Below are 26,870 nucleotides of genomic sequence, written 5' to 3'. Positions count from 1 at the left end.
CTCCTCTTATTAACACCTCTTCCCTTTCGATTGAAGAACACTGATTCCTTTAAAAAGGGGAAAAATGAATATTATTGACCAAATGAAGATGGAGAAAAAGGAGGGAAAAGCCCGGGACCATAAAAAAACGCCGGGAGATATTCTCCCGGCGTCCATTACATTACTTATTCAAGTTATAGAAAGAGTTGATACCGTGGTATTGAGCAGTTTCAGCCAACTGATCTTCGATGCGAAGAAGCTGGTTGTATTTCGCAACACGGTCCGTACGGGACGGAGCACCTGTTTTGATTTGTCCTGCATTAGTTGCCACAGCGATGTCAGCGATTGTGCTGTCTTCAGTTTCACCGGAACGGTGAGAGATAACGGCAGTGTAGCCCGCGCGTTTCGCCATTTCGATCGCATCGAATGTTTCAGTCAATGTACCGATTTGGTTTACTTTGATCAGGATAGAGTTGCCTACGCCGTTTTTGATACCTTCAGCAAGCTTTTTCGTGTTTGTAACGAAAAGGTCGTCACCGACAAGCTGAACTTTTTTGCCAAGACGCTCTGTAAGAAGTTTGTGGCCTTCCCAGTCGTTCTCGTCAAGTCCGTCTTCGATAGAGATGATTGGGTATTTAGAAACCATTTCTTCGTACCAGTCAACCATTTCAGCAGATGTTTTCACAACGCCTTCGCCAGACAGATGGTATTTGCCGTCTTCTTTGTTGTAGAACTCAGAAGATGCAGCATCCATAGCAAGCTTCACTTCTTCGCCAGGTTTGAAGCCGGCTTTTTCGATTGCTTCAACGATTGTTTGAAGCGCTTCTTCGTTAGAACCAAGGTTCGGAGCGAAACCGCCTTCGTCACCTACAGCTGTGTTCATTCCTTTAGCAGAAAGAACTGATTTCAGGCTGTGGAAGATTTGAGCGCCCATGCGAAGCGCTTCACGGAAGTTAGGCGCGCCTACAGGCATAATCATGAATTCTTGAATGTCTACGTTGTTGTCAGCATGCTCTCCGCCGTTTACGATGTTCATCATCGGTACAGGAAGCGTTTTTGAGTTGAATCCTCCAAGGTATTGGTAAAGAGGAATCTGTAAGAAATCAGCAGCTGCGCGCGCACAAGCCATAGATACGCCAAGGATTGCGTTCGCACCGAGTTTGCCTTTGTTTTCAGTTCCGTCAAGCTCGATTAAAAGCTGATCGATTGCGTTTTGTTCAGTTACGTCAAAGCCGAGAAGCTCTGGAGAAATGATTTCGTTTACGTTGTTAACAGCAGTTAACACGCCTTTTCCAAGGTAACGGTCTTTGTCGCCGTCACGAAGCTCAACCGCTTCGTATTCACCTGTAGAAGCTCCGCTTGGCACTAATGCGCGGCCGAAAGCTCCTGTTTCTGTATATACTTCAACTTCAACTGTCGGGTTGCCGCGGGAGTCAAGGACTTCGCGTGCATAAACATCAACAATGTATGGCATGAGTTTGTCTCTCCTTTTGATTTACGCTTATTTTTGAATTAAAGATGTTCCGGTCATTTCTTTTGGTTTTTCAACACCGAGAAGGTCTAATAACGTTGGTGCGAGGTCGCCTAGGATTCCGCCTTCGCGCAGCGTCACGCCTTCTTTCGTCACAATGACAGGGACTGGGTTTGTCGTATGGGCAGTGTGCGGTTCGCCTGTTTCTGTAATCAGAATGTCCGCATTACCGTGATCAGCGGTAATGATGGCATGTCCGCCTTTAGCGATAATGGCGTCAACCACTTCGCCTAAGCATTCGTCCACTGCTTCAATTGCTTTAATCGTCGGTTCGACCATTCCGGAGTGGCCGACCATGTCAGGGTTTGCAAAGTTCAGGATGATCGCGTCGTGCTTGTCAGCCGCGATTTCTTTTACAAGAGCATCCTTCACTTCATACGCGCTCATTTCAGGCTTCAGGTCATATGTCGCGACCTTCGGCGAGTTAATGAGGATGCGCTCTTCGCCCGGGAATTCTTCTTCGCGGCCGCCGCTCATAAAGAACGTAACGTGCGGATACTTTTCAGTTTCTGCAATGCGAAGCTGTTTTAACCCGTGCTGTGCTAATACTTCACCGACCGTATTGTCAAGGTTTACCGGTTTAAAAGCCACATATCCGTCAACAGATTCACTGAAGTGAGTCAGGCAGACGAAATACAGGTTTTTCGGATGATTTTCACCGCGGTCGAAATCGCGGAAATCTTTGTTGGTAAACGTGTTTGAAATCTGGATGGCGCGGTCTGGTCTGAAATTATAGAAAATCACAGAATCGCCGTCATGAATTTTCGCAACGGGTTCACCGTTTTCTTTTGTGATGACGGACGGAATGACGAATTCATCATGAATGCCGTTCGCATAAGAATCGTCGACTACATCCATCGCGCTGCGGTAAGACGGGCCTTCGCCGTAAGCCATTGCGCGGTACGCTTTTTCCACACGGTCCCAGCGTTTGTCGCGGTCCATGGAGTAGTAGCGTCCGGAAATGCTGGCGATTTCGCCGACACCGATTTCTTCGATCTGCTCATTCAGCTGCTGAATGTAAGTTTTCGCCGTTTGCGGACCTACATCGCGGCCGTCGAGGAAACCGTGAATATACACCTTCGTCAGTCCTTCACTTTTCGCAAGTTTCAGCAGCGCGAATAAATGATTGATGTGACTGTGTACGCCTCCGTCAGAAAGAAGGCCGAACAGGTGCAGCGCTTTGTCGTTGTCTTTCGCGTTTTTGATGGCGTCAAGGAACGTTTGATTGCGTTCGAATTCGCCTTCGCGGATGGCAACGTTCACGCGTGTTAAGCTTTGGTACACAATACGTCCGGCGCCGATATTCAAATGACCGACCTCAGAGTTCCCCATCTGTCCTTCAGGCAGTCCGACTGCTTCGCCTGATGCCGTCAGCGTCTGATGAGGGTATTGGTTCCAATAACGGTCGAAATTCGGTTTTTTCGCTTGTGCGACTGCGTTTCCGACTGTTTCATTGCGTAATCCGAACCCATCAAGAATGATGAGTGCAGCTGGTTTTTTACTCATATTGACCTTCCTCCAATAATTGAACGAATGACTGCGGTTCAAGGCTTGCGCCGCCGACCAAAGCACCGTCAATATCGGACTCTGCCATATATTCTTTAATATTTGCAGGTTTTACGCTGCCGCCGTATTGAATGCGGAGCTTGTCAGCAGTTTCCTGGCTGAAGCTTTCAGCAACGACTTTACGGATATGCGCGCAGACGTCGTTTGCATCTTTCGCTGTAGAAGATTTGCCTGTTCCGATTGCCCAGATTGGCTCGTACGCAATAACGGAAGCGGCAACTTGCTCTTCAGAAAGACCCGCAAGCCCTTTTTTCACTTGATCGGCAACAAGATCATTTGTTTTTCCGGCTTCGCGCTCTTCAAGCGTTTCACCTACGCAAATGATCGGCACAATGCCGTGTTTGAAAGCGGCATGCGCTTTTTTATTAACTGTTTCATCAGTTTCAGCGAACATTTCACGGCGCTCAGAGTGTCCGATGACGCAGTAATCCACGCCAAGGTCTTTCAGAGCGACCGGGCTGATTTCACCTGTGAACGCACCGTTTTCTTCAAAATGCATGTTTTGGGCGCCGACTTTCAGGTCAGTTCCTTTAACAGCAGAAGTCAGCTTTTCTAAGAAAAGAGCTGGTGCGCAAACAACGGCTTCCGCTTTGTCTGCTGCTGGAATGGAAGATTTCACTTCTTCAACGAAGCTGACAGCCTCGCCGAGTGTTTTGTTCATTTTCCAGTTACCGGCTATAATTGGTTTTCTCATCTGTTCCACTTCCTTATAGCAGTTTTTATTTATCGTTCAGCGCAGCTACACCCGGAAGCTCTTTGCCTTCCATGAATTCAAGGGATGCGCCGCCGCCTGTTGAGATATGGCTCATTTTGTCAGCAAGGCCGAATTTTTCAACGGCTGCCGCAGAGTCTCCTCCGCCGATGACAGAGTATGTATCGTTTGCCTCTGCCAATGCTTCAGCCACTGCTTTTGTGCCTTGAGCGAACAAGTCGATTTCGAATACGCCCATCGGTCCGTTCCATACGACAAGTTTGCTGTTTTTGATAACTTCAGCGTACGTTTCGCGGGTTTTCGTTCCGATGTCGATCGCTTCTAAATCACTTGGGATCTCAGAGATCGGCACGATTTGAACGTTTGCATCGTTAGAGAAATCATCAGCAACGAGAACGTCTTCCGGCATATAGAATTTAACGCCTTTTTCTTTCGCGCGGTCCATGAATGATTTTGCAAGTTCGATTTTATCTTCTTCAAGAAGAGATTTACCGACTTCATAGCCAAGCGCTTTTACGAATGTGTAAGCAAGACCTCCGCCGATGATCAGGTTGTCCACTTTATCAAGCAGACTTTCGATTACGCCGATTTTGTCTTTTACTTTCGCGCCGCCGATGATTGCCGTAAACGGGCGCTCAGGATTTGTCACGGCTTTGCCGAGAACGTCAAGCTCTTTTTCCATCAGGAATCCTGCAACCGCCGGCAGATGCTCGGCAATTCCGGCTGTAGATGCGTGAGCACGGTGGGCAGCACCGAATGCGTCATTGACATATACATCCGCAAGCTCAGCAAATGCTTTAGCAAGCTCAGGATCGTTTTTCTCTTCACCAGGGTAGAAACGTACGTTTTCCAATACAAGAACGTCTCCGTCCTTCATATCAGAAATTTGTGCTTTTACAGCATCGCCGTAAGCTTCATCCGCTTTTTTCACTTCTTTTCCGAGCAGTTCGCCTAAGCGTGCAGCGACAGGAGTTAAACGAAGCTCCTCAACCACTTCGCCTTTCGGGCGGCCTAAGTGGCTCGCAAGAAGGACTTTCGCGCCTTGGTCTGCAAGGTGTTTGATTGTTGGAAGCGCAGCTCGGATACGAGTATCGTCTGTTACTTCCCCGTCTTTCATTGGAACGTTAAAATCAACGCGGCAGAATACGACTTTGCCTTTTACGTCGATGTCTTTTACTGTTTTTTTATTCATGCCTTAGGAGATCCTCCTTCAAAATGGTTTGCATAGCACGAAAAACGTGAAACGTGAAACCGCCTCATGATGCTTCCGCCGCGGGGCAGATTGCAGCTTCCGGGCACGGGGCAGATCGTCTTCTGAGCCAGGGCAGGCGGCTCAGAAAACGAAAGTGCCGCGGAAACTTCAAAACGCGGACGTTCTGCAGCAATCCGGCGCTTTCTGAAAGCCGGTTCTCATGGAAAAAGGGAAAGGGAGTCCGTCCCCTTCCCTTGTCCGCTTTCATTATAGCGTTTCTGTCCGAAAGAACCAAGTCCGGCCCTTTCCGGGAGCTATGAATTAAAGACCTTGTTTTGCGATGTAAGCTGCAAGGTCAACAACGCGGTTAGAGTAGCCGCTTTCGTTATCGTACCAAGAGATTACTTTTACCATGCTGCCTTCCATAACCATTGTAGAAAGAGCATCGATTGTAGAAGAGTTAGCATTGCCGTTGTAATCTCCGGATACTAATGGCTCTTCGCTGTAGCCGAGAATTCCTTTAAGATCGCCTTCAGCCGCTTCTTTAAGAGCTGCGTTTACGTCTTCAGCCGTTACGTCTTTGTTAAGTTCAGCAACTAGGTCAACAAGAGAAACGTTTGGAGTCGGCACACGCATAGCTCCGCCGTTCAGTTTGCCTTTCAGTTCAGGAAGAACAAGGGAAACTGCTTTAGCAGCACCAGTTGAGGTAGGAATGATGTTTTCAGCTGCTGCACGCGCACGACGGTAGTCTTTGTGCGGAAGATCAAGAATTTGCTGATCGTTTGTGTAAGAGTGAACAGTTGTCATCATACCGCGTTTGATGCCGAATTTGTCGTTAAGTACTTTTGCAAACGGCGCAAGGCAGTTTGTTGTGCAAGATGCGTTAGAGATAACATGGTGGTTAGCCGCATCGTATTTGTCTTCGTTAACACCCATAACGATTGTGATATCTTCTTCGTTAGCAGGTGCAGAGATGATAACTTTTTTCGCGCCTGCTTCTAAGTGTTTCGCAGCGTCTGCGCGTTTTGTGAAGAAACCAGTAGATTCAACTACGATTTCAACGCCTTGTTTGCCCCAGCTGAGTTTCGCAGGATCGCGCTCAGCAGAAACTTCGATTGTTTTGCCGTTAACAACAAGGTTGCTGCCGTCAACTTTAACTTCTGCATCTAATTTTCCGTGTACGGAATCATATTGTAAAAGATGAGCAAGCATGTTAGCGTCTGTTAAATCGTTAACTGCTACTACCTCAACTTCAGGATTGTTTAATGCTGCGCGGAATACGTTACGTCCAATACGACCAAAACCGTTAATACCGACTTTTACTGCCATGATTATTTCCTCCTTTAAATAAGTGAGAGATATTTATATTGAGGGACTGTTATCCCTTAATAACTTCTTTGCGGCTCCTTCGTCCGTGACGAGAACCGTGTTTCGCTGCTTTTTAAAATAAGCTTCGATTGCTTCCGCTTTTGATGATCCGCCCGCTACCGCGATAATGTCGGGAATGGCATCGAGGTCATCGAGCTGCATTCCGACTGAATGCACCTTGTGAACGACTTCTCCGTCCGCATTAAAGTAGTAGCCGAATGCCTCTGTCACCGCATGATTGTCATCTATTTTCTTCAAATCTTCCAAAGGCGTGTTTCTTCGCTCCGCCATTGTTCTAGCTTCGCCGATTCCGTGAACGAGCATACTCGCTGATTTAATCGTGTGAAGCACCTCTTTTACGGAAGGTTCTTCAATAATAGATGAGTAGGCGCCTTGTGACAGCTGGCCGGGAACGAACAAAAGCCGGTAAGTGCCTGAAGCCTTTTCCGCCATATGCGCGCATATGGTGTTCGCCTGGTTTTTCACATCTTCGCCTAAACCGCCTCTTGCGGGCACAAACAGGAGCTCGCGGTTTTTTGAATCCGGCGTCATCATATCGGCGACGGCTTCAATTGTCGTACCGCCGGTTACAGCGACGATATTTTTGCCTGAAAATCTCTTTTTCATACATGCAACGGCCGCTCTCCCTAATTCTTTTTTGACCCAAGGAGATTGGTCGCTGTCTCCGGAAACGATAATGGCGTCTTTCAGATTGAGCCGCTCTTTTAATGTCTTTTCCAAAAGCGTCAATCCTAAAACATCCTTCATCGTATCTTCCAGAATCGAAAGCAGTGAATAGCCCTCTTCCGTCATTGTCATGCCGTTTGTTTTAATATCGATGAGATTCTGTTCTTTCAAGAACTGAACCTCGCTCCTGAGAACGCGCTCGGTCAATCCGAGACTGGCTGCAAGACTTCTGCGGCCGATCGGTTCTGTAAGCCTGATATACTGCAAGATTTCAAATCTTTTCTGCATCACAAGCAAAAGATCAGGCAATAATTTTTTTTGAGCTTGTATTAACTGGTTCATGACTCAAACGTTCCTTCCTATTCATACTGGACAGAAAATGTCCCGCTATGACAAAAAACGTCCCATCATAGCCAAAAAAAATTATGTCTGCTTTCTTTAATTATTTTAACAGGATGACATTGTTAATTCAACTGTTAAAGGTCAATTCCTCGACATTCTTCGCAGGATTTACCAGTATCTCCTTGATACAGTCATTATATACAGAAACGGAATGAAGGTGACAGACAAAAGCCCGCCGGAGCGGACTTTTGTCGTAAAACGCTTTCATTTTATCCAGAGTTTTTCTATTTCTTCTAATGATTTATTTTTCGTCTCAGGGCAGATCGTCACGACAAACAAGAAACAGAGAATATTAATGACGGCGAATATCCAGAAGGTGTACGCGAGCCCCAACCCGCTGATCATCATCGGCACGAACTGGCCGATCGCCCAGTTGGCCCCCCATAAGAATATCGTCGCAATACCGGCGGCGCGTGCGCGGAGGTGGTTCGGAAAGATTTCCGAAATCATGATCCACGTAATCGGCCCGACTGATACGCAGAAAGCGGCGACGAATCCCAATATGATGACGACTAAAGCCGGACCGCTCGCCAGCTGAAAATAAAAGGATGCCCCGATTAAGATCATGAACAGCGCCATAAAGGCAGATCCGACCCCCATCAGCTTTTTCCGGCCTACCTTATCGACTAAAAGAACCGCGATAATGGTGAAAATCACTTCAACGACACCGACGATGCATGTCGTGATAAACCCCGCATTCTGTCCGAAGCCCATCATTTTGAAAATTTCCGGCCCGTAATACGTAATTGCGTTCATGCCGATGACCTGATTGAATAAAGCCAGCAGAATCCCGATCACAAGCGCTTTTCTCAGCCCCGGTTTAAACAGCTGAGACAATGAACCCATTTTTTCTAATTGTAAAGACGTTTCGATTTGTTTGATTTCTTCTTTCGCGGTCTGCTCGCCGTTAATGCGCGTCAGCACGGCGAGGGCTTCATTCCGGCGCCCCGCTTTCGCAAGCCAGCGCGGACTTTCCGGCACGATAAGCAGCACGATAAAAAAGATGACGGACGGAATCATGCCGTAAGCGAGCATCCACCGCCAGCCGGTGTGCACCCCCCATTCATACGAGCCGGACTGCTGGACGGCCAGGTTAATAAAATAAGTGCCGGATATCCCTAATATCGTAAACAGCTGATACAGTGAAGACAGACTGCCGCGTATGGCCGGCGGAGCCGCTTCGGTAATATACGTGACAGAAAGCGAGGAGCCCATGCCGATTCCGAGACCGCCGATGACTCTGGCGATCACTAAGGAAGACACACTTTGAGAAAGCGCAGAGACAACCGCTGACACCGCAAACAACAGAGCCGCTGCCATCAAAATCTTTCTCCGTCCGAACCGGTCACTCAAAAATCCGGAAATTCCGACGCCGAAAACACCGCCGATCATAATGCTTGAAATCACGAGCCCTTCCATAAAAGGACTTAAGCGGTACAAATCTTTCAGGAAACCGATGGCGCCGGAAATCACCGCCGTGTCATAACCGTACAAAAGCCCTCCCAGTCCGGCCGCGCATGAGATGAGAATGACAAACCACTTCGAATGCTGCCGAGTGACAGGTACATTTGAGCCAATTGGTGCCGGGTGATTCTTCATGAATTTTACCCTCCCGCGAATAATAGAATAAAAACGCTTACAAAACAGAGTGCGGCGCTTGACGTTGCTTTGTTTTCTTCAGAACCGCCACATTTGTACGTACTTATAAAGAATTTTATCTAAAAATAAGGAAAATTAGTACGTACAAATAAAGAATAAGCAGTTTTTCATAATCTGTCAATTATTTTTACAGCTTGATGAAAGGGCTTACTATGTTATACTGGAATTTGTCCGTATACATTTTGGAGGAATTGATATGCTACCGAAATATGCTCAAGTAAAAGAAGAAATTTGTTCATGGCTGAATCAAGGAAAAATACAGCCGGACGAAAAACTGCCTACGGAAAATGAGCTGATGCAGCAGTTCGGGGTCAGCCGCCATACCATCAGAAAGGCGATCGGAGATTTGGTCTCGCAGGGGCTGCTGTACAGCGTTCAGGGCGGAGGCACCTTTGTCGCTTCACGCACGGCGAAATCAGCCATGCATTCAAACAAAACGATCGGTGTCATTACAACGTACATATCAGACTATATTTTCCCGAGCATCATCAGGGGAATTGAATCTTATTTAAGCGAACAGGGCTATTCCATGCTGCTGACGAGCACCAACAACAATACAGAAAGTGAGCGGCGCGGCCTTGAAAACCTGCTGTCCAAAAATATAGACGGGCTGATTGTCGAGCCTACGAAAAGCGCGCTGCAGACGCCCAACATCGGCTACTATCTCAACCTGGAGAAAAACGGCATTCCGTTTGCCATGATTAACGCCTCTTATGCGGAGCTGGCCGCACCGAGCTTTTCCGTCAATGATGTCAAAGGCGGCATGATGGCTTGCGAATACGTCATGTCCCTCGGCCACACGCACATTATGGGAATCTTTAAAGCGGATGACACGCAGGGCGTCAAACGGATGAACGGCTATCTTCAGGCGCATCGGGAGCGCGGGATTTTTCCGTCTCCGGACATGATCGTGACTTACACGACTGAGGAAAAAGAAACCGTGCTTCTCCAAAAAATTAAGCATACCCTTGAGCAAAACAGCGGATCATACCCGACGGCCATTCTTTGTTATAATGATGAAATTGCGCTGAAGACGATTAATCTTCTCAGAGAATTCGGCTTAAAGGTGCCTGATGACGTGTCAGTCATGGGCTATGATGATTCACATTTCGCCCAGATTTCCGAGGTGAAGCTCACCTCTGTCAAGCATCCGAAATCCATTATGGGGAAAGCGGCGGCAAAATACGTCATCGACTGCTTAGAGCATAAAAAACCGAAGAAGGATGACGTCGTGTATGAACCGGAACTCGTCATCCGGAATTCCGTCAGGCGGATCGGCGAATAAAAAAAGCAATGTGCGCGGCACATTGCTTTTTTTTGCTCAGCTGTTTTTTAATTCGGCAATGATCTCAAATGATCTCATTCTGTCGGCATGCTCAAAGCTTTCTGAATTCACCATGATTTCATCCGCCTGGGTTGTCCGGATGAAGCTTTCCAGCTTTTCCTTCACACGCTCCGGTCCTCCGACGATCGTTGAACTGAGCTGTTCATTGACCATCGCTTTTTCATACGGCGACCAGATTTGATCCATGTCTTCAACAGGAGGCTTCAGCTGGTTCGGCGTGCCGCGGACGAGGTCTAAAAATCTTTGATAATGCGATGTCGCCAGATGCTCCGCCTTTTCATCCGTATCGGCGGCAATGACGGTGACGCCGACCATCGCGTACGGTTGATCCAGTACGTCTGACGGACGGAAGGAGCTTCGGTACAGCTCAAGGGCGGGCACGGTGTTTTTCGGTGAGAAGTGAGCCGCAAAGGCGAACGGAAGGCCGAGCTCTCCCGCAAGACGCGCGCTGAAGCCGCTCGAGCCCAAAAGCCAAATCGGCACGTCCAGCCCTTCGCCCGGAATGGCGCGGACTTGATTGCGCACATTGCCTGTCGGTTTGAAGTAATTTCTCAATTCTTCAAGCTGCTCCGGAAAATCTTCCCCGCTGTTTATGTTTCTTCTTAAGGCTCTCGCCGTTAATTGGTCGGTTCCCGGCGCGCGTCCGAGCCCCAGGTCAATCCTCCCCGGATATAACGTTTCAAGGGTTCCGAATTGCTCCGCGATTATAAGTGACGAATGATTCGGCAGCATAATGCCCCCTGAACCGACGCGGATTTTTTTCGTGCCGCCGGCGATATGGCCGATCAGCACCGCCGTTGCCGAGCTGGCAACTCCTTCTATATTATGATGCTCCGCCAGCCAATAGCGGTTATAGCCCCACTCCTCGGCGCGGCGCGCTAAATCCATGCTGTTGCGGAACGATTCAGCAACCGTTCCCCCCTGTACGACCGGCGATAAATTCAATACGGAAAACGCAGTATCTTTCAATGTATGTTCAGCCATCGTTTTCTCCTTTATGGTTTAGTGTAAGCAGATCTTAAACAAGGTCTCTACCACACACCTTACCACAGCTTTTCCCGTGAGTTAAACAATTTGATTCGATGATCTTCGAACAATCAGTCAGCGGTCGTCACTAGTGAACTCTGTATGAATGAATCTATTACATTCAGATATGAAGAGCTTTTCATCCTATAAAAGTGAAAATCTCTCGTTGAAAAAACATATCCAATAATGTTAAGATATGTATGATATTGAATAGGAAGGAAGTCATAGTCTATATGCGTAAAAAAATCTTAATGGCACTCACCACAGCTTTACTGGCAGCAATCTTCTTTACCGGAAACACCGATAAGGCATACGCCGCAGACTTTTATGCCGGCACTCAGCAGCATTTAAATGTAAGCGGATTTACCGATGCCTCCTATTACACGAAAAAAGCGAAAAGTGTCGATTTTACTCTCAGTACAGCGTATCCGTCAGATCGAACTTTTAAAGGAAACCTATACTTACAGCGAAAGTCCGGAAAGAAATGGACGACTTGTAAAAAAACAACCTTTTCTTTCTCAGTAAGGGTGACTAAGTCATTCTCTTTAAAAGGATGCAAGACAGGTTATTATCGTGTCAAAGCCACTTTCAGCGGTTCAAAACTTGTCAATACGACAAACTCTTTTAAAATTAACCGGTAAGATTCAGGACCCTAAGATTTTTAGGGTCTTTTTATTCATTCTTTGTGAGCTCCTGCGCGATTTGAATAAAAAGTTTTGCAGCTAATGAAGCCTCTTTTACAGAAGGAACGGCAAGCAGAACATCACGATACACCGCCTGATTGAGTTCTCTTGTCACGACATTTTCCGGCAGCGATATTCCCGACATAGACATTTGTGATAATATCGCAATTCCCAGTCCCTCTTTGATCATGCTGATGGACGTATTGACGTTGTAAACAGTGAATGCGGCAGTCAGCACAGATCCTGCCTCCTTAAACATATCAATAAACGGTGATTCGTATCCTCCGTCACAGATGATCATCGGCTGGCGGTCAAGATCTTTCAGAGTGATTGACTCACAGCTGCAGCAAAGCGGATGATCATTTCTAAGCACGACAGCCATTTTATCTTTTTTCAGCGGCAGATATTCCATGTCTTCCGTAGGAAAAAGAGTGATACCCACATCTATTACCCGGGAGCGGAGCCATTCCTTTACTTCGTTAACCGTTCCTTCATGAAGTACCAACTCAAGCTTCGGATACCGTTTTTTAAACACACTGATCAGTTTTGGAATGAAATAAGCGGAAGCGGCCGGAAATGTGCCGATGTGAATCGTTCCCTGTTCAAGCCCTCTTTCCGCGGCCGCCAGCTGCTCGGCTTTTTCTATGCCTTTGAGCACCTCTCTGATATGAACGAGAATTTTCCCGCCCGTGTCCGTGAGCCTTACGCCGTTGCGGCGCTCGCGGATGATCAGCTTGATGCCGAGCTCTGACTCAAGCGCCGAGATGGCATGGCTGACGGCGGGCTGCGTCATATTCAGCGCCTGCCCCGCTTTTGTAAAGCTTCCCGTTTCAGCGATTTGAACAAAAACCCGCAGTTGTGTAATCGTCATAACGTTTTACTTATGCTCCTTATAAAAAAGATTCATTTTATTTATCTTACTGATTACCGTATCATATGATGGAATTGTTCTACAAGGAGTGAACGACGTGAAACAGCTTTCGAAAATACAGACGGCTCTTATGCTGGCGTTTCTAGTCACGGTATGGGGAATTAACTGGCCGCTGACAAAAGCCGCGCTCGCCTATTCGCCGCCTCTTCTGTTTGCCGGAATCCGCACGCTGATCGGCGGACTTCTATTATTAATGGTGGCGCTGCCCCGTTTTAAAAAGCTGCGTTTTAAAGAAACGTGGCCGATCTATCTTATTTCTGCCATTTTAAATATTACTTTATTTTACGGCCTGCAAACGGTCGGCTTGAATTACCTGCCTGCCGGCTTATTTTCAGCCATCGTGTTTTTCCAGCCGGTTTTAATGGGCGTTTTTTCTTGGCTGTGGCTCGGGGAATCGATGTATCCTTTAAAAATAGCCGGTCTTATTCTGGGCTTTGCCGGTGTCGCCGTCATCAGCGCAGCCGGTTTCGGAGGCCATATTTCCATCGCCGGCATTCTTTTGGCTCTGGGCTCCGCGGTCAGCTGGGCGCTCGGCACGGTATATGTGAAAAGAACGGGCGGACGCGCGGACTCTATCTGGATGGTCGCTCTTCAGCTTCTGATCGGCGGCGTGCTGCTTGTCAGCTCCGGCCATTTTTCAGAAAGCTTTTCAGCGATTCAATGGAAAGCTCCGTTCATTCTCAGCCTTCTGTTCATTTCGGTATTTGTCATCGCACTCGGTTGGCTCGCCTTTTTTACGCTTGTCGGTTCAGGGGAAGCAAGCAAGGTTGCCTCTTACACCTTCCTGATCCCGCTCATATCCATTGTCGTCAGCTCGATATTTCTGCATGAGCCGCTGACCGTCAGCCTTTTAGCCGGACTGCTTCTGATCGTCACAAGCATTTGTTTTGTGAATATAACACCGAAGAAACTGAAAACACCTGCTCTGGCCGCAGAAAAAAAGGCCGTTCATTAAAAAAACTCTTGCCGCGGGGCAAGAGTTTTTTTATTTATTGACGTCTCCCTTTTACGAGATACGCAGCCGTAATGAGGAGATAGATGGCCGCAGTGATGCATGTGATGACGATGGACGTCGTCGCAATTACGCCGATCAGGATGGCCAAAAGCGCAAGCACCGCGAACCATGTCGTGTACGGGAACCATTTGACATAATAAGCCGGCTGTTCTGTTGAATGTTTTCTTGATTTCAAATGGGCGAATCCGATAATCAGCCAGATGAACAGCACGGTATAGCCGAGGGAACCCATCAAATAATTAAACGTCCGGCTTCCTGCGAATAAAGAAATCAGGACGCCTACATATAAAAATGACGTACAAGTCAGAATCGCATAGACAGGAACCTTTTTCTTCGATAGTTTTGAAAAGATTTTCGGCACCCGGCCGTCAGAAGCCTGCGTAAATAAGACGCGGGATGATCCGTACAGTCCCGAGTTCATAGACGAGATAATCGCAAGAAGAATGACGGCATTCATAATATGGTCGGCACCCGGAATTCCGATCATCTTAAATACTATGACAAACGGGCTTTCGGGAACGCTGTTGACTTGATTCCAAGGAATCAGGCTGACGATGATGAAAAACGGCAGCAAGTAAAAAGCGACAATCCGCGTTAACGTGCTTCGGACAGCTTTCGGGATCACCTTTTCGGGGTTTTTTGTCTCCGCCAGCGTGACGCCGATGATTTCCGTTCCGCCGTATGAGTAGATCACGACGAGCATCGCCGTAATGACGCCCCCCGCTCCATGCGGGAAAAACCCTCCGTGATCCGTTAAATGAGACAGCCCCGGCGCCGTGTGATTGCCGAATGAGAAAAATAATAGCAGAATTCCGCATAAAATAAAGATGACAATCACCGTAATTTTAATGAGCGCGAGCCAGTACTCCGTCTCGGCAAACAGTTTCACAGAAAGCATGTTTACGACCGTCACCACGATGGAAATGATCAAAGCCAGTATCCATATCGGACATTCCGGCAGCCAATATTGAATGAAAATGGCGGCTACGACCGCCTCCGCGGCAATATTGAGCACCCACATTTTCCAATAGATCCAGTCTAAAAAGTATGCAGCGTACGATCCTAGAGACTGCTGAACTAAATCACGGAACGTCCTTGCATGTTTGTTTCTGACGGCCATTTCGGCCAGCCCCTGCATAATAAACAGCAGAATGATTCCGCCGAGGAGGTAGGCCAGTAACACGGACGGCCCCGCTTCATCAATCGCCGTGCTGCTGCCTTTAAAGAGCCCGGCCCCGATTGCGCCTCCAAGCGCCATCATCATAATGTGTCTGGACGACATCGTCCGTTTTAACGTTTGCTTGTCCTTTTCCATTTATCACACGCCCTCTCGCAAAAAGTGTTCATCACATAAAAAAACACGCCGCCTCTTTAGGAAAAGAGACGGCGTGCCTCAGGCAGCCGCGGTACCACTCTTGTTGATCCCGAATATCCGGAATCCAGCTTAAAAACCTTTTAACGAAGGTCAGCCGTTAGGACATAGGGAATATTCCGACAATTCCGTTCCGCCCTGCCACTTCCGGGCGAGTTCAAAGAACAATCAGTCCGCGTTTCACCAACCCGCGGCTCTCTTTTTCTGACTGGATTCTTTTACTGCTCCCGTTCACAGTGTTTTATGTTAAATGAATCTCTTGAGTTTTTATTTTCTGAATATAGTAACATAATATACAGTCTTCTATTTTCAAAGTCAATACTAATTTTTTCCGCTGGTTTTCTTATCACCTATATAAGACATTTTGACTGAACATGTTTATCTTCATATGAGGATTGAGACGGCTCCTAATATGGCGTAATCGGCATCGACGAAAGGTTTCTGCGATATATGGACTGAGCGGCAAAAAGTTGGCAGAAATATGAAAGGTTACTCTTATTCCGGTATCTCAGCTTAGTAACTGTACACATTTCATTTCTAATACTTCAACTCCAATGACCCCACAAGGTTCTATACCCGGAAGTCATATTCCATTTATTAAAGCTATTGACATGAAACCAATTCCACAAATTAAACTCGTGGAGAACACTAGTTGGCGTAACACGAAACAGTATAGATGCATTAGTGGCGTTACAGCTAGTGTTTTTGAGTTTTTAAAGGAGATTTTCAGGATATAAATGACAATAACGAGAAAATCGGGTGTATAAAGTTGAATAAAACACCTACTTTTTTACAAAAAATGATAATAAAAGGTTGATATGGTACGGGTTTCATACTTTAAGATGATGATGTGTCTTCACTGAATACTAAATAAACATTTCCAGGAGGCGTTTCCTATGCAGTCCAGCACATCATTTAACAGCCCGGCTTACCTTGAAACAAACGGAGTAATGAAAATCGCTGATATAACCTATAGTAATAATGAATGGCTGAACTTTGACATTGGAGGAGAAGGGATTTTTAAGAAATCAGGTTCTTATTTAGTTCCATCTCTTCCAGTAGAATTTCATTGTCATGGAATCTGTGACTATGATTTTAGCAATTTAGACCAATTAGATATTGAAAAGATCAATACACTAGCTGAAATAGAAGGGATTTTCTGTGTACCCTCTATCTTTCTTCCTCATAATCAATTAGATCAATTTGCATCCTTTATGAAAGAGTTCCATACACAAAAGAGAAAGGGACGTTACCGTAATATTTTAGGTATTTCACTAGAAGGACCATTATTGGCCAGCTTTGCAGGCACACCGGAAAAAGGGAATTGGGCACCCTTAAAAAAAGAATGGGAAAAGATCGCTTCATGTGGAGAATATGGTCTTATTTATACGGTACTGTCTCCAGATGCTATGACTGAAAACTCCTATCTAAAGAAATATATCACCGAAAAACATCCAAGTTTAGAATGGATTGTAGATACACTTGTGGAGGCTGGAGTAAAACCGGCGCTGGGTCACTTCCAAAAAGCATACCCGGAGGAAACCTCTGAACTTATAATGAAAGTTATAGATACAGCGCAAAAACGCAGCAATTACACTGGATCAGATGCCGTTTTAACAGATCATTTGTTTAATGATATGCCAAACAATTTTAAACACACCTGGAGAACACCCCAAGAAAGAGTACATAGATTAGAGGGGTTAAAAGATGCTCGGCTAGATAAATGGAACATAGATAATATCAACACACTTGTCGGAGAAGTTCCCGGTACTTTGATGAGAGCCGCAAAAGAAGGTTTATTAACCATTTGTATGAATTTTGATAGTGAACATGTAGACTTAGAAGTTGCACGGCGGGTTGTAGAACTTGTTGGCTCTGAGGGTATTATAGCAATGACAGATCGCATTGACACAGATTCCATGTGCGGCCAATCACTGGAGAAAATTGAAGGGAATAATCTGTGGTATCAAGGAAAAGGGTATGTAGCGGCAGGGTCTTACACAATTGATCGGCTTATGCATAATATTCGTGCTATAGGTTTTAATGAGAAAGTTGTATGGAATATGACATCATTTGTGCCATTAAAAGCTTGTCATTTCCTAAATGAACTTGGGAACCTATCCATGAAGTCCTTCAGTTTTATAGATGAAACGAAAAAAAGAGCTCATTTCAAAGCGCCTGCCCCAGAGCTGATTCTGCGCTAAGCAAAAAAGACCACCATAAAGTGGTCTTTTTAAGTTGACTTTCTTTTAATAAGTTTTAGGTCCAACTTATTTATATTAGGGACATCTTTGTTATTCATTAAGTTATATAATAAATTTGCTGCTGTTTGTCCCAACTCTTTAATAGGTTGATGTATCGTTGAAAGTTCTATTACCTTAGATATCGGCTGATTATCAAATCCTATAACCGCCAGTTCTTCAGGTATTCGTATTCCCTGTCTTTTCGCTTCATAAATGATCCCCGCCGCAACATAATCACTTCCTACAACCATTGCCGCAGGACGAGGTGACTTATTTAGTAATAATTTTGCTATTTCTATACCATTCTCAATAGTGTACTGTTCCTCAAAGTACCAATTATCACTCCATTTCAACCCGTATTCATTTTGAAAGTGAAAAAATGATTTTTTTCTGCTTATGCCAACACCGCTCTTAGGATTTCCTATACACAGACCAATGGATTGATGTCCTTGATTTCGCAGATGATCTATTGCCATTTTGATTCCTGACTCATGATTAATAAATATATGTGCAACCTGTTTGCTCGCAGAAGCTTCACAGGAAACAATATTACCAAACCCAGATATCTCGTCGAGTACGTGATGGGGGCTTACACAGGATCCCAAAATAAGACCGTCAATAAGTTTGTATTTCAATCTGTTAAAAAACTCCATTTCTTGTTCAGGATCGTTATTTGATTGGTGCACAAGTAAACTGTAATTATGTTTATTACACTCTTCGCCTATTCCGGCAATCAGTTTACTGAAAAACGGATGGTTGATTTTAGGAACAATGACTCCGAATACATTTGTCTTCCCCCTGGAAAGGTTAATCGCGTTGAAATTCGGTACATAATTTAATTCCTTCATAGCTTTTAACACAGCGTCCCGCTTCTCAGGTTTTACATAAGGATGATTATTGAGAACTCTAGAAACTGTTGTCCGAGAAACGTTCGCTTTCTTTGCTATCTCTGTAATGTTTGTCATTACTGCTACTCCTTTTTAGACAGCGTTATCAGCATTTCACACTGAACAACACAAGGGGAAAAAAGCATTTAATTCATTGTTTTATCATGGCCTGCATGAATATGTGCGCCTTCCTGTCCCACACTATAGATAGAACGGGGCTTCCCCATCTTGTGTAATAGTTTGTCAAATAAACCTACTAATATCCCCAGACATAGCAGCACAATGATGGTTCCTATCCCAATCGGCCCCTGAAGAATGATTGCAAGCACAAAAGCTAAAGCTTCCCCTATCGTCTTTGTAATATGAATACCCCAACCTGTACGTTCAGTAATAGCCAACATTAATTCATCATTCGGTATCGAAGGAAAAGATGCTCTTAAATAAATAGCGATTCCCATAGCCAATATACACAACCCTATCAAAAATAAACTCCATTGAAGAATTACAGCATCTGTTTTTAAGAACGAAAGAACCTTTAAGTTTAAAAGGTCAACAAAACTTCCAATAATAACAATCGGAATAAAACCGGCTAAATTAGGAAACTGCATTTTTATGAGGCTGTTTATAAAGATAAGAATTCCTCCGACGATGAAAACCCATGACCCGATTGTAAGGCCAATGAGTTCTGATAAAGCCACGTTCAGAGCATCCCAGGGGGCAATCCCGGTATTAGATTTAATCATACATACAACCCCTACGGATAAAATAAACAATCCGACAATATAGATTAAACATCTTTTCACAAAATGGATCATGGCTGTATACTCCGCGGTTTAGGGTCTTCTTCTTTCGTCAGAATGTAGTGATCAAAAGCATAAGATACACCACACTCATCATTCGATAACGTTTTAAAAGCAGCCAATTGAATAAGCTTCTTATCTGCATTTCCCATGGCTATCCCTATTCCTGCTGCACGAAACATAGGCAGATCATTTAGATTATCACCTATTGCGATTGCATTCCGCGCATCCGTTCCATAATGTTCACAAAGTTTATTTAATGACGCTCCTTTATCTACTCCTGAACTTGTGATTTCAAGATTGAATGCTCCTGAACTCGTTACGGCACACTCCTTCAGTTGTCCAAAATATTCTTTTGCTTTTTTTAATTTTCTTTGGTTTGGCGAAACGATCATACATTTTATGACATACCGATAATCGATAGGGTCAATTGTACCCGGTATTTCCTCTAACCCGTATTGATGTATCTGAGCTTTAATAGAATTCCAAAATACTTCTTGATTAAAATGAGGTTCTTCCATTACTGTATTGTAAAGTTCTTTTTCAAGCTGCTGAATTCCTTGATTTGATACGGCAATTTTGTCAGATAAGTAAAGCTGATAATAGATTTCCTCTTTATTTAACCATGTGATGATAGGTTGGATTACATCTGAATCCATAAAATGTTCGAATATGACCTGATTTCCCACATCAATTTGAGCGCCGTTTGAAGCAATGATCGGAAAATCCAAATCATATTTATTGATGATGTGTTTTGCATCAAATAAAGCTCTCCCTGTAGCGATTGTTACAAGATGACCTTGTTTTTGTCCGAGCTTTAAAGCTCTTACATCTTGTTCTTGGATAGTTAAGTTCTCTGATAACAGCGTGCCATCTAAGTCAATTGCAATTACTTTCATGTGAATTTCCTCCTCAGAGTTTAAAAATCATTGAAAGTATAATGTATGGTACGCGTTTCAGAGCAATTAGATTATTATATTAATTTGAAGTTTTTCTGAGAAGCTGATCAGCCTGTGCTTCTCAAGTGTTCTCCTGCTTAATAATCCTTCTCTTTCGATCAATCCAGTTAATAATGAACTGACTGCTAATAGCGGAACACTAATTTGAAGAAATTCATCTGGAACTTCAAGCGCCGGCGACTTGGGCACCGGCACTTTTCAGAGAACGATCACTTTTTGTAAAAATCGGATGTCTGAAATGTCATTGAGGCGGTTTCCCCGATATACTTTTCTCTTTTCTTTCATTTGCGGTAAAGAAAGCAAAACCTGATTCCCTTATGACAGAACTTGCTTTATCATAAAAGTATGCGTTTACATTCGAGTAGGGAGGTTATAGCATGACCCCTGTGAATTCAAGCAGCATCGGGAAGATTCAGGCGGCCAGCAAAGGTTTGTCGCCAAAATTGAGAGCGATTGCAGACCATATCGTGAAGGAACCGAAAGACGTGGTTCACCTTTCCATCATTCAGCTGGCGGAAAAAACGAAAAGCTCTGAAGCGACGATTTTCAGGCTGTGCAAGCGGCTCGGTTTTTCCGGCTATCAGGATTTAAAAATCGCGCTTGCTCAGGAGATCGTTCAGGAGCCGGTGCAGCACATTCATGAAGAAATGAGCCCCGACGACGATATCGAAGTCATCATCCGGAAAGTTTTCCGCACAAACATTTCCGGTCTGACCGATACCTTTCAATTATTAGATCCGGCCGACGTTGAAAAAGCGGTAGAAATGATCCACCGCGCAGACAGAATCGAATTTTACGGAAACGGCGGTTCCGGGCTGATCGCCACTGACGCGTATCATAAATTTATGCGTACGGGTATAAATTGCATCGCGCACACGGATTCTCACTTTCAGGCGATGTCAGCGGGTCTTCTCGGTCCCGAAAGCGCAGTCATCGGCATTTCTCATTCGGGGAGCAACAAGGACGTGCTCGACGCGGTGAAAACGGCCAAATCGCTCGGCGCCGGCACGATCGGCATTACAAGCTACCAAAAGTCGCCGCTCACCCAGATTTCCGACGTTGTGCTGTATACGTCAACAAGGGAGACGGCTTTCAGAACGGAAGCGATGTCCGCAAGGCTTGCCCAGCTGTCGGTCATTGATACACTGTATTTCGCCACGGCCCGGCTGCGGCAGGAGAAAACGCTCGCCAACTTGCAGCAAATCAGAAAAATGATCGCGCACAAACGTTTGTAATATTTATTTTTCAAAAGAGAGAATGCCGATACAGCGGGAATTGAGGCAATTTTATGAAAAAAATTTTCTTCTTCATCGTTGATTTATAAAAAAATTATTCCTATAATTGACTTTGTAAGGGCATACATTATAAATCTATCTTATTATTCAATCAGATTAGGCGGGATATATTATGAAGGAAACCCAAGCTGTTATCGGTCTGGATATCGGCACGACCAGTACGAAAGCCGTTCTGTTCGGACCAAGAGGCAAAGTGTTAGCCAAGCATTCGGTTCACTATGATTTAATACAGCCAAAGCCGGCATGGGCCGAGCAGGATCCTGAGCACATTTTGGAAGCGGTGATCGGAAGCATCAGGGGCGCCGTCACAAAGGCCGGACTGAGTCCTGACAATCTGCTTGCAATCGGCATCAGCACCGCCATGCACTCATTGATAGCTGTCGATCAAAACGGCGGCCTGCTGACCAAAAGCATCATTTGGGCGGACAACCGCAGCGCCGAGCAATCAAAACGGATTATAAAAGAGATGAACGGTTTTGATATTTATAAAAGAACGGGTACGCCGATTCATCCGATGTCTCCGCTTTCCAAAATTGTGTGGATGAAAGAACAGGACAAGGAGACATTCGCGAAAACCGCCAAATTCATCAGTATTAAAGAATATATTCTGCACGAGTTTTTCGGAACTTATGTCGTCGATTATTCGATCGCTTCGGCAACGGGGCTGTTCCGATTAGATACGCTTTCCTGGGATGAAGAAGCGCTCCGGATTGCCGGAATCCGGGAAGATCAGCTGTCGGACATCGTGCCGACCACTTATCAGCTGCGCGGCCTTGCGCCGGAAATCGCTGCACGGATGGGCATTCATGCGGATACACCGTTTATTATCGGCGCAAATGACGGCGTGCTCGCCAACCTGGGAGTCGGCGCGATCGGCAAAGGCGAAGTGGCCGTTACGATCGGAACAAGCGGAGCCGTGCGTTCGGTGACGGATGCGCCGATTACGGATGAAAAAGCGCGGACATTCTGTTACGCGCTGACTGACAAGCATTGGGTCATCGGAGGCCCGACGAATAACGGAGGCATTATGCTGCGCTGGCTTCGAGACGAATTCGCTTCTCCGGAAGTTGAAACGGCGAAGCGGCTCGGCATTGATCCGTACGATTTAATGATTGATATTGCTGATAAAGTGCCCGCAGGCTCTGAGGGATTGCTGTTTCTGCCGTTTTTATCAGGGGAGCGCGCGCCGTTTTGGAACCCGAATGCCCGCGGAACGTTTTTCGGCATCAGCCTCCGCCATAAACGGGAGCATTTTATCAGAGCGGTGCTGGAAGGCGTCATCATGAGCGTCTTTTCAATCGGTGTCGCACTGAGAGATTTGGCGGGCCCCGCAAAAGACGTGCGGGCTTCGGGAGGATTTGCGAGATCGCCGCTGTGGAGGCAGATTTTGTCCGATACGATGGGACGGGAAGTCCTCGTTCCGGAAAGTTACGAAGCCTCTGCGCTCGGAGCGGCCGTTCTCGCTTTGCACAGCCTTGGCGAAATGGAACGGATCGAGGATGTTCAGGACTGGATCAGAATTTCGCACCGCCATGAACCGAACGTCAAAAACAGCGAAACATATATTGAGCTGTTTTACTTATACGAGCGGCTGTATGACAAGCTCAAAGATGAATTTGACGTCATCAGTGAATTTCAGCTCAAACAAAGCCGTTAATTCTTCTTTGAAAGGGTGAAAAGGTCATGTTACTGTTTATTGTCATTGCCGCTATTATCGTTTTACTCTTATTGATTACGGTCGCTAAGTTAAATCCTTTTATCAGTCTTTTGATTACATCCATCCTTGTCGGTTTCGCAACGGGCATGAATCTGCCGGACATTATCACTTCGATGAAAACCGGGCTCGGCAATACGCTTTCGCTGCTTGCGATCGTGCTGGCCCTCGGTACGATGCTCGGCAAAATGATGGCTGAATCAGGCGGTGCGGAGCGGATCGCCCACACCCTGATCGGCCGCTTCGGCAAAAAGAAAGTGCATTGGGCGATGATGGCCGTCGCTTTTATCGTCGGCATCCCGGTCTTTTTCCAGGTCGGCTTCGTCCTGCTCGTGCCGCTTTTGTTTACGATTGCGATTGAAACCGGGGTTTCATTAGTGACGATCGGGATTCCGCTCCTTGCGGGACTTTCCGTCGTGCACGGATTGGTTCCGCCCCACCCGGCGGCGATGGCGGCTGTCGGCATTTATCACGCCAATGTCGGAAAAACGATTTTGTTTTCTTTAATCGTCGGCATTCCGACTGCCATCATCGCGGGGCCGCTTTACGGAAAATGGATTGGTAAGCGCATTCATAAACCCGTTCCCGAACTGTTGAAAAAACAATTTATTGAACGGAATGAAAAACGCAAGCTTCCGGGATTCGCAAATACATTGTTTACGATATTGGTACCGGTGATCCTGATGCTTATGGCCACGCTTGCCGAAATTGCGCTTCCGGAAAAAAGCACGCTCTATGAAACTTTTAAATTTATCGGCGACCCTGTCACGGCGCTTTTGATCGCCACGGTTTACTCCTTTTTCAGCCTTGGTTTTTATCAGGGCTTTGACAGAGAAAGCATTTTAAAATTCAGCAATGACTGTCTCGGACCGATCGCTTCTATTCTGCTTGTGATCGGAGCCGGCGGCGCTTTTAACAACGTCCTGATTGATTCAGGCGTCGGCACGTATATCGCTGACATGGCGAAACACTCAAGCTTCTCTCCCGTTCTTTTAAGCTGGACGATCGCGGCGGTCATCCGTGTCGCCACGGGTTCAGCGACTGTCGCCATGATGACGGCGGCCGGCATTGTTGCTCCGATTGCATCTGTCATGCCGGGCGTCAGCAGCGAGCTTCTCGTTTTGGCAACGGGAGCGGGCTCTTTGATTCTGTCACATGTCAATGACTCCGGTTTCTGGCTCATTAAAGAGTATTTCGGAATGACGGTAAAAGAAACGTTCCTGACATGGACAGCGATGGAAACGATTATTTCTGTCAGTGCGATCTGTTTTATCATGATCATTAACGCGTTTATATAAAAACAAACCCCGGCCGTAAACCGGGGTTTGTTTTTTTATCGGTCATTCACGAGGATATAAGCGGCTTTAACGGGTCCGTGGACGCCGACAACCAAATCCATTTCGATATCGGCCGAGTTGCTCGGTCCGGTAATATAGTTGATGCAGGAAGGAACGGTGACGCCGTCTCTGATCTGCTGTTTCAGTATATCGCTGGCCTGTGTCATTCTCGGCACAATGGAAGATTTCGGGATGATTGCGATATAGGTGGTCGGAAGCAGGCTGACGGAACGGCCGGCATGCTCTGACGCATACAAAACGACGGTGGCTGATTCCGCAAGCGTGATCTCGCTGAATGTGATGCCCACATTCGCTTGTTCCGCTTTTTCAATATTTTTCGCTCCTTGTTCCGCGTCCCATTCCCAAACGGAAATCCCTTCGTCCGGCCACTCTTCTGTCATAAGGGTCTGCAAGCCGTACATTTCAAACCGGCTGTCCTTCGGAATGATGACAGGCCCTCCTTCAAAGCGGTTCACCTGCGCGCGCAAAGCGTCGTAAAGCCCGGCTGCATCCGTTTCGATCAGTTCGGTATGAATGTTGACGCAGTGGTCTTTCAGCATCGTGACAAGATCGTCTTCCGTACAGTCCGCATGCGTTTGATATTGAGGCTGATACTTCCATTCAGGCAGGGACACGCCTGATTTCCTGCGCTCTCTGCCCAGACTTCCGGCGATCCGGTTTAGAAAGGATTCCTGATGTGTAACCGTCCCTTTCATCATCATTCTTCCCCCTTTTGTTTTTCCCGGTCTTTAAACCAATCTCTGAATCTCGATTTATGCGGCGCAGGGAAGTCCCGTATTGCCGTCCATTCTTTTAACGGCCCCGGCCCTTTTGATATTTTGTCATCCTCCGTAAACGGCGTCATGGCGGCAGGCGCCCATTTCGATCCCATTTTATAAAGGGACGGGGATGACGAGCCGAGCCCGAAGGCTTTCATCGCCAGTTTTTCGCTGATCGGCGCTTTGCCCTCTTTTTCCACAATGTTCTGCCGATGCTTGAGCAGCAGCTCGTGCAGCGGAATTTTAACCGGACACGCTTCCGTACAGGCCGCGCATAAGGAAGATGCGTACGGGAGCTCCTTGTATTCGTCATATCCGCCGAGAAGAGGCGATAAGACGGCGCCGATCGGACCCGAATAGATGGACCCGTACGAGTGTCCGCCGACATGCCGGTACACGGGACAGACGTTGATGCAGGCGGCGCAGCGGATACATTGCAGCACCGATTGGAATTCCGTGCCGAGTATGCGGGAACGCCCGTTATCCACAACCACGAGGTGGAATTCCTCAGGCCCGTCAGCTTCTCCTTGCTGCCGGGGGCCCGTCAGCGCCGTAATGTAACTTGTAAGCCGCTGGCCGACCGCGCTTCTCGTCAGCATGCTGACAAGCACTTCAAACTCAGAAAATGAAGGAACGATCCGCTCCATTCCCATCACGGTGATCTGCGTCTTCGGCAGCGCGGACACAAGGCGGCCGTTTCCTTCGTTTGTCACGAGACTGACCGATCCGGTATCCGCGATTGCAAAGTTGCAGCCCGTGATGCCGACATCCGCTTCGAGAAATTTTTTCCGGAGGACGCTGCGCGCGTGCATGACGAGCTCTTCCGGTTTTTCCGTCTGTTTGTATTCGAGTCTCTCTTTAAATACGTCACGGATCTGCTCTTTGTTTTTGTGAAGAGCGGGAGCAACGATATGTGACGGCGGATCATGATCGTCAATCTGGAGAATGTATTCGCCGAGGTCCGTTTCTGTGACTTCACAGCCCTCTTCCTCAAGCACTTCGTTCATATTGATTTCTTCTGTCACCATGGATTTGGATTTTACGATTTTTTTGGCGTTTTTCTGCCGGATGACATCGCGGATATAGGAGGACGCTTCTTCCGCCGTTTCGGCGAAAAAGACATGTCCGCCTCTGTTGGCGACGTTTTCGGCGAGCTGTTCCAAATAGAAATCAAGATTGTCCAGCACATGCTGTCTGATTTCTTCCGCATGGGAACGCCAATCCTCCCAGTTTCCCAATTCCTCGGCCGCCTGAAGCCTTCTTGTCCTGAGCCGTTCCTGCGCTCCGGAGACGGCTCCTCTCATAAACTCATTATCTATTCCTTCTGATACCCGCTCTTTAAAAGCGGCGGTACCGATTTTCATCGCCATGATTTTACCCCCTTGTTG

The 26,870-nt window shown here is 46.5% G+C and carries 22 protein-coding genes and 1 other annotated feature; of the genes, 7 read left to right on the top strand and 15 right to left on the bottom strand.

The window, feature by feature from the left end:
• Positions 1–160: 160 nt before the first annotated feature.
• From eno to ACWJJX_RS08410, 7 genes are all read right to left on the bottom strand, one after another.
• Complete coding sequence (gene eno / locus ACWJJX_RS08440) at positions 161–1,453, bottom strand: phosphopyruvate hydratase (RefSeq protein ID WP_007409956.1); 1,293 nt, start codon at positions 1,451–1,453, stop codon at positions 161–163.
• Positions 1,454–1,480: 27 nt separating this feature from the next.
• On the bottom strand, positions 1,481–3,016 hold the full coding sequence (gene gpmI, locus ACWJJX_RS08435; protein ID WP_003151620.1) for a 2,3-bisphosphoglycerate-independent phosphoglycerate mutase: 1,536 nt from the start codon (positions 3,014–3,016) through the stop codon (positions 1,481–1,483).
• Positions 3,009–3,770: a triose-phosphate isomerase gene (gene tpiA / locus ACWJJX_RS08430; RefSeq protein ID WP_003151618.1), complete on the bottom strand. Its 762-nt coding sequence runs from the start codon at positions 3,768–3,770 to the stop codon at positions 3,009–3,011. Before tpiA ends, gpmI begins: the two co-directional genes overlap by 8 nt.
• A gap of 25 nt (positions 3,771–3,795) precedes the next feature.
• Positions 3,796–4,980: a phosphoglycerate kinase gene (locus ACWJJX_RS08425; RefSeq protein WP_003151616.1), complete on the bottom strand. Its 1,185-nt coding sequence runs from the start codon at positions 4,978–4,980 to the stop codon at positions 3,796–3,798.
• A 321-nt stretch (positions 4,981–5,301) separates the two neighbouring features.
• On the bottom strand, positions 5,302–6,309 hold the full coding sequence (gap, locus tag ACWJJX_RS08420) for a type I glyceraldehyde-3-phosphate dehydrogenase (protein ID WP_003151611.1): 1,008 nt from the start codon (positions 6,307–6,309) through the stop codon (positions 5,302–5,304).
• Positions 6,310–6,342: 33 nt separating this feature from the next.
• Positions 6,343–7,377: a gapA transcriptional regulator CggR gene (gene cggR, locus ACWJJX_RS08415; protein ID WP_003151607.1), complete on the bottom strand. Its 1,035-nt coding sequence runs from the start codon at positions 7,375–7,377 to the stop codon at positions 6,343–6,345.
• A gap of 264 nt (positions 7,378–7,641) precedes the next feature.
• Entirely contained in the window at positions 7,642–9,036 is a 1,395-nt protein-coding gene (locus ACWJJX_RS08410; protein ID WP_003151605.1) for a sugar porter family MFS transporter, read from the bottom strand.
• Positions 9,037–9,292: 256 nt separating this feature from the next.
• On the opposite strand from ACWJJX_RS08410, the gene ACWJJX_RS08405 reads away from it, so the two are divergent.
• Positions 9,293–10,381 carry a GntR family transcriptional regulator gene (locus tag ACWJJX_RS08405; RefSeq protein WP_142385909.1) on the top strand — a complete coding sequence of 363 codons (1,089 nt, stop codon included), beginning with the start codon at positions 9,293–9,295 and terminating at the stop codon, positions 10,379–10,381.
• 36 nt (positions 10,382–10,417) lie between these two features.
• On the opposite strand, the gene ACWJJX_RS08400 is transcribed toward ACWJJX_RS08405, so the two are convergent.
• Positions 10,418–11,425, bottom strand: a complete 1,008-nt coding sequence (locus tag ACWJJX_RS08400; RefSeq protein WP_101562442.1) for an LLM class flavin-dependent oxidoreductase — start codon at positions 11,423–11,425, stop codon at positions 10,418–10,420.
• A gap of 275 nt (positions 11,426–11,700) precedes the next feature.
• On the opposite strand from ACWJJX_RS08400, the gene ACWJJX_RS08395 reads away from it, so the two are divergent.
• Complete coding sequence (locus tag ACWJJX_RS08395; RefSeq protein WP_172614981.1) at positions 11,701–12,108, top strand: hypothetical protein; 408 nt, start codon at positions 11,701–11,703, stop codon at positions 12,106–12,108.
• Between the two features lie 31 nt (positions 12,109–12,139).
• On the opposite strand, the gene ACWJJX_RS08390 is transcribed toward ACWJJX_RS08395, so the two are convergent.
• Complete coding sequence (locus ACWJJX_RS08390; RefSeq protein ID WP_454022896.1) at positions 12,140–13,021, bottom strand: LysR family transcriptional regulator; 882 nt, start codon at positions 13,019–13,021, stop codon at positions 12,140–12,142.
• A gap of 97 nt (positions 13,022–13,118) precedes the next feature.
• On the opposite strand from ACWJJX_RS08390, the gene ACWJJX_RS08385 reads away from it, so the two are divergent.
• Positions 13,119–14,036, top strand: a complete 918-nt coding sequence (locus ACWJJX_RS08385; RefSeq protein ID WP_003151595.1) for a DMT family transporter — start codon at positions 13,119–13,121, stop codon at positions 14,034–14,036.
• A 34-nt stretch (positions 14,037–14,070) separates the two neighbouring features.
• Here the strand turns inward: ACWJJX_RS08385 and ACWJJX_RS08380 are convergent, their stop codons facing one another.
• On the bottom strand, positions 14,071–15,411 hold the full coding sequence (locus ACWJJX_RS08380; RefSeq protein ID WP_003151592.1) for an amino acid permease: 1,341 nt from the start codon (positions 15,409–15,411) through the stop codon (positions 14,071–14,073).
• 61 nt (positions 15,412–15,472) lie between these two features.
• Positions 15,473–15,712, bottom strand: a binding site (T-box leader).
• Between the two features lie 652 nt (positions 15,713–16,364).
• Between ACWJJX_RS08380 and ACWJJX_RS08375 the strand changes: the two genes are divergently transcribed.
• Complete coding sequence (locus ACWJJX_RS08375) at positions 16,365–17,672, top strand: N-acetylglucosamine-6-phosphate deacetylase (RefSeq protein WP_454022895.1); 1,308 nt, start codon at positions 16,365–16,367, stop codon at positions 17,670–17,672.
• A gap of 29 nt (positions 17,673–17,701) precedes the next feature.
• Here the strand turns inward: ACWJJX_RS08375 and ACWJJX_RS08370 are convergent, their stop codons facing one another.
• The 3 genes from ACWJJX_RS08370 to ACWJJX_RS08360 form a co-directional block, all read right to left on the bottom strand.
• Positions 17,702–18,676: a LacI family DNA-binding transcriptional regulator gene (locus ACWJJX_RS08370; RefSeq protein WP_071392306.1), complete on the bottom strand. Its 975-nt coding sequence runs from the start codon at positions 18,674–18,676 to the stop codon at positions 17,702–17,704.
• A 68-nt stretch (positions 18,677–18,744) separates the two neighbouring features.
• Positions 18,745–19,413, bottom strand: coding sequence for a YczE/YyaS/YitT family protein (locus tag ACWJJX_RS08365; RefSeq protein WP_025853455.1), 669 nt, complete (start codon positions 19,411–19,413; stop codon positions 18,745–18,747).
• Positions 19,410–20,297, bottom strand: a complete 888-nt coding sequence (locus tag ACWJJX_RS08360; protein WP_128574698.1) for a Cof-type HAD-IIB family hydrolase — start codon at positions 20,295–20,297, stop codon at positions 19,410–19,412. The genes ACWJJX_RS08365 and ACWJJX_RS08360 overlap by 4 nt, the downstream gene beginning before the upstream one ends.
• 437 nt (positions 20,298–20,734) lie before the next feature.
• Between ACWJJX_RS08360 and ACWJJX_RS08355 the strand changes: the two genes are divergently transcribed.
• From ACWJJX_RS08355 to ACWJJX_RS08345, 3 genes are all read left to right on the top strand, one after another.
• Entirely contained in the window at positions 20,735–21,592 is an 858-nt protein-coding gene (locus ACWJJX_RS08355) for a MurR/RpiR family transcriptional regulator (RefSeq protein ID WP_003151588.1), read from the top strand.
• A 172-nt stretch (positions 21,593–21,764) separates the two neighbouring features.
• Positions 21,765–23,309, top strand: a complete 1,545-nt coding sequence (gene gntK / locus ACWJJX_RS08350; protein WP_025853461.1) for a gluconokinase — start codon at positions 21,765–21,767, stop codon at positions 23,307–23,309.
• A gap of 26 nt (positions 23,310–23,335) precedes the next feature.
• Complete coding sequence (locus ACWJJX_RS08345; RefSeq protein WP_015418256.1) at positions 23,336–24,664, top strand: GntP family permease; 1,329 nt, start codon at positions 23,336–23,338, stop codon at positions 24,662–24,664.
• Positions 24,665–24,699: 35 nt separating this feature from the next.
• On the opposite strand, the gene ACWJJX_RS08340 is transcribed toward ACWJJX_RS08345, so the two are convergent.
• Positions 24,700–25,422: a LutC/YkgG family protein gene (locus ACWJJX_RS08340; RefSeq protein ID WP_003151581.1), complete on the bottom strand. Its 723-nt coding sequence runs from the start codon at positions 25,420–25,422 to the stop codon at positions 24,700–24,702.
• Positions 25,422–26,852, bottom strand: coding sequence for a LutB/LldF family L-lactate oxidation iron-sulfur protein (locus ACWJJX_RS08335; RefSeq protein ID WP_007407375.1), 1,431 nt, complete (start codon positions 26,850–26,852; stop codon positions 25,422–25,424). The genes ACWJJX_RS08340 and ACWJJX_RS08335 overlap by 1 nt, the downstream gene beginning before the upstream one ends.
• Positions 26,853–26,870 lie beyond the last annotated feature (18 nt).

The sequence above is a fragment of the Bacillus sp. YH3-2-B2 genome (genome assembly GCF_053663335.1).
This window is presented reverse-complemented; position numbering and strand designations above follow the sequence as displayed.

Bases quoted from the DNA above. Each gene is read 5' to 3' on its own strand.
- eno (WP_007409956.1), bottom strand. From the start codon at position 1,453: ATGCCATACATTGTTGATGTTTATGCACGCGAAGTCCTTGACTCCCGC.
- gpmI (WP_003151620.1), bottom strand. From the start codon at position 3,016: ATGAGTAAAAAACCAGCTGCACTCATCATTCTTGATGGGTTCGGATTA.
- tpiA (WP_003151618.1), bottom strand. From the start codon at position 3,770: ATGAGAAAACCAATTATAGCCGGTAACTGGAAAATGAACAAAACACTC.
- ACWJJX_RS08425 (WP_003151616.1), bottom strand. From the start codon at position 4,980: ATGAATAAAAAAACAGTAAAAGACATCGACGTAAAAGGCAAAGTCGTA.
- gap (WP_003151611.1), bottom strand. From the start codon at position 6,309: ATGGCAGTAAAAGTCGGTATTAACGGTTTTGGTCGTATTGGACGTAAC.
- cggR (WP_003151607.1), bottom strand. From the start codon at position 7,377: ATGAACCAGTTAATACAAGCTCAAAAAAAATTATTGCCTGATCTTTTG.
- ACWJJX_RS08410 (WP_003151605.1), bottom strand. From the start codon at position 9,036: ATGAAGAATCACCCGGCACCAATTGGCTCAAATGTACCTGTCACTCGG.
- ACWJJX_RS08405 (WP_142385909.1), top strand. From the start codon at position 9,293: ATGCTACCGAAATATGCTCAAGTAAAAGAAGAAATTTGTTCATGGCTG.
- ACWJJX_RS08400 (WP_101562442.1), bottom strand. From the start codon at position 11,425: ATGGCTGAACATACATTGAAAGATACTGCGTTTTCCGTATTGAATTTA.
- ACWJJX_RS08395 (WP_172614981.1), top strand. From the start codon at position 11,701: ATGCGTAAAAAAATCTTAATGGCACTCACCACAGCTTTACTGGCAGCA.
- ACWJJX_RS08390 (WP_454022896.1), bottom strand. From the start codon at position 13,021: ATGACGATTACACAACTGCGGGTTTTTGTTCAAATCGCTGAAACGGGA.
- ACWJJX_RS08380 (WP_003151592.1), bottom strand. From the start codon at position 15,411: ATGGAAAAGGACAAGCAAACGTTAAAACGGACGATGTCGTCCAGACAC.
- ACWJJX_RS08375 (WP_454022895.1), top strand. From the start codon at position 16,365: ATGCAGTCCAGCACATCATTTAACAGCCCGGCTTACCTTGAAACAAAC.
- ACWJJX_RS08370 (WP_071392306.1), bottom strand. From the start codon at position 18,676: ATGACAAACATTACAGAGATAGCAAAGAAAGCGAACGTTTCTCGGACA.
- ACWJJX_RS08365 (WP_025853455.1), bottom strand. From the start codon at position 19,413: ATGATCCATTTTGTGAAAAGATGTTTAATCTATATTGTCGGATTGTTT.
- ACWJJX_RS08360 (WP_128574698.1), bottom strand. From the start codon at position 20,297: ATGAAAGTAATTGCAATTGACTTAGATGGCACGCTGTTATCAGAGAAC.
- ACWJJX_RS08355 (WP_003151588.1), top strand. From the start codon at position 20,735: ATGACCCCTGTGAATTCAAGCAGCATCGGGAAGATTCAGGCGGCCAGC.
- gntK (WP_025853461.1), top strand. From the start codon at position 21,765: ATGAAGGAAACCCAAGCTGTTATCGGTCTGGATATCGGCACGACCAGT.
- ACWJJX_RS08345 (WP_015418256.1), top strand. From the start codon at position 23,336: ATGTTACTGTTTATTGTCATTGCCGCTATTATCGTTTTACTCTTATTG.
- ACWJJX_RS08340 (WP_003151581.1), bottom strand. From the start codon at position 25,422: ATGATGAAAGGGACGGTTACACATCAGGAATCCTTTCTAAACCGGATC.
- ACWJJX_RS08335 (WP_007407375.1), bottom strand. From the start codon at position 26,852: ATGGCGATGAAAATCGGTACCGCCGCTTTTAAAGAGCGGGTATCAGAA.